The following is a 2,516-nucleotide window of genomic DNA, read 5'->3' as shown; positions in this document are numbered from 1 at the left end:
CATAAAGTCATTAATAACCAACTTAAACAAATAGAGTCACAGTGGTTTCGTGATTTGAAACCTGCATTGTTATCACAAAATAAGCAGCGATTTTATATTGTCTCATCGCAGTACATTAAAGATGTGGACGGCTTTGTCAGTGAGCTACAATATAGAAATGAGCAACGTCAGACGTGGCAGCAAATCCTGCAAGTTACTTCGTTAATGCTGACGGTTATTATTATGCTAGTAGGTATGCAAAAACTGCGTCAAAACATACTGATACCGGTACAACGTCTGATAAAAGCCAACAGTCAATTTAAACGAGGCAAGCATGATACGCGAGTATCTATATCAGGCTATAAAGAGTTTAATGAGCTGGGCGCTTCCTTTAATGATATGGCAAGTACGATTGAGAACCATCAGCGTTCGCTTGAGAGTGAAGTGCAGGTAAAAACCCAGCATTTGGTCAAAGCCAACCAAGTGCTGTCGCTATTTTATGACTTCTCAAAATCGCTGACGACCAACCAAGTGAGCTTATATCAGCTCGATGCCTTGATTGCAGATTTCAGCAAAACCTTGCCGCATTTAGAATTTACTTTGTGCATACAGAATAAATATATCACTAATAAGAATGCCATCGTTCTACACGGCGAAAAAATGAAAGAGCTGTGTAAAAAACTTAGCTGTGAGAATTGCGTCACTAAAAATGGTTAACACACCACATCCTATCCTATCATCCATCAACAAGAGGAGTTTGGAGAATTACGTGTACGACCAAAGTCGGTGCTAGTAATTAATCGCTCTATTATTTCGGATGATGCTAATGATCGGAGTAATAGTAATATAGCGCCAGAACAGCGCATTAACATGACGGAAGCGGGAAGGAGTATCTTCCCATTTGTCAGTGCTGAGTTAGATGCGCAAAATAACGAGCTAATCGTATCGCTGACCAACTTGATTAGCACCGCATTATCATTACGTAAACAAAGACAGCAAGAGCATCAGCTGATTTTATTTGAAGAGCGCTCGACCATTGCTAGAGAGCTACATGATTCTTTGGCGCAGTCGTTGTCTTATTTAAAAATTCAAGTCAGTGTCCTTGAAAGACATCTGAAAAATGCTGCCAGTGAGCCAGTACAAGCGCCAGTGTATAAAAATATTGAGCAGATAAAAATGGGGCTAGGTTCTGCTTATCAGCAGTTAAGAGATTTATTAGTGACTTTTCGCTTGACTATCGATAGCGATAATTTTGATGAAGCACTGCACGAAGCCGCCAGTGAGTTTGCCTTAAAGGGTAACTTTAATATGATGGTACACAATCACATTATGACGCTTAATTTAAGTGCCACTGAGCAGATAGATTTGATTCAAATTGCTAGAGAAGCGTTATCAAATATTAGCCGTCATGCAAAAGCGCAAAATGTAGAGATTCATCTAGCGTATGAAGACGGTGATAAGTATATCGTCATGAGTATCATTGATGATGGCATTGGCATGTCTGGGAATGTCGACCAAACCCAGCACCACGGCTTAATGATTATGAAAGAGCGTGCCCATAATATCGGCGGCGAACTCATCGTGACCGATAATCAACCGCATGGCAGCATTGTTACAGTCAGATTTGAACCCAACTTTTTTGATGAAGAGAGTAATAAAGACGCTTATTTATAACCCCATAAAATTGTGGTTTGAGGCGATTGATTTATCTTTTGCGAAGTTTTTATTTTGCATTTTTTGATAGCGTATTTTGAGAGATTTTTTCTAGCAAGTTTCATTTAGAATAGTGTTTTCAATCAATCGTTTTTGCACATTTTAATACTGAATCATTAAATTCTTGTACCATTTTTTTTAATTTGTGAGTATGTTATGAGCACCAAAGTTTATACCAGCACGTCGCCCGCTCGCCTATTATTAGTTGATGACCATCCGATGCTACGTCGCGGTATATCTGAGTTATTAAGTCTTGAAGACGATGTAAAAGTCGTTGGCGAAACCAGTAATGGTCAAGAGGCATTAGCATTTTTAGAAAATAATGACGTCGATTTGGTGATACTTGACCATAAAATGCCGGTGCTTACCGGTATCGAAACCTTGAGAGAAATCAAAGCCCGAAACATCAATACCAAAACTGTATTGTTCACTGTTTCTGATAGCGGCGAAGACGTGCAAGAGGCGTTAAAATTGGGCGTCGATGGCTATCTGCTAAAAGATATGGAGCCTGAGCTGATTATTATTGATATCAGAAAGATACTCCGCGGCGAGCTGGTCATCAGTCCTAATCTAGCCTCAATACTTGCCCAAACGTTGCGCACACCCAGTATCCAAGATATTGCCAGTAATCTGACCAGTAGAGAGTTACAAGTGATTCAGATGATTGCTGAGGGGCTTAGTAATAAGATGATTGCTAATAATTTAGATATCGCCGAATCAACGGTAAAAGTACACGTCAAGCATATCCTCAATAAAACCGGTCTACGAACACGGGTAGAAGCGGCGGTGTGGACGGTTAACCATTTATCTAAATAGCTTGTAAC

Annotated in this window: 2 protein-coding genes and 1 pseudogene; all 3 read left to right on the top strand. The window is 39.8% G+C overall.

Features of this window, described 5'->3' with window-relative positions; all coding sequences use genetic code 11:
* Positions 1–696 (top strand): annotated as a pseudogene (locus VLN09_RS11795) (histidine kinase); the annotation flags it as partial.
* 69 nt (positions 697–765) lie between these two features.
* The gene (locus VLN09_RS11790) at positions 766–1,653 is read left to right on the top strand and encodes a histidine kinase (protein WP_325246749.1); all 888 of its coding nucleotides are present in this window, start codon (positions 766–768) and stop codon (positions 1,651–1,653) included.
* Positions 1,654–1,848: 195 nt separating this feature from the next.
* Positions 1,849–2,508, top strand: a complete 660-nt coding sequence (narL, locus tag VLN09_RS11785; protein WP_201624899.1) for a two-component system response regulator NarL — start codon at positions 1,849–1,851, stop codon at positions 2,506–2,508.
* The last annotated feature ends 8 nt before the right edge of the window (positions 2,509–2,516 follow it).

The organism is Psychrobacter sp. (assembly GCF_035469765.1).
Lineage (GTDB): Bacteria > Pseudomonadota > Gammaproteobacteria > Pseudomonadales > Moraxellaceae > Psychrobacter.
This window is presented reverse-complemented; position numbering and strand designations above follow the sequence as displayed.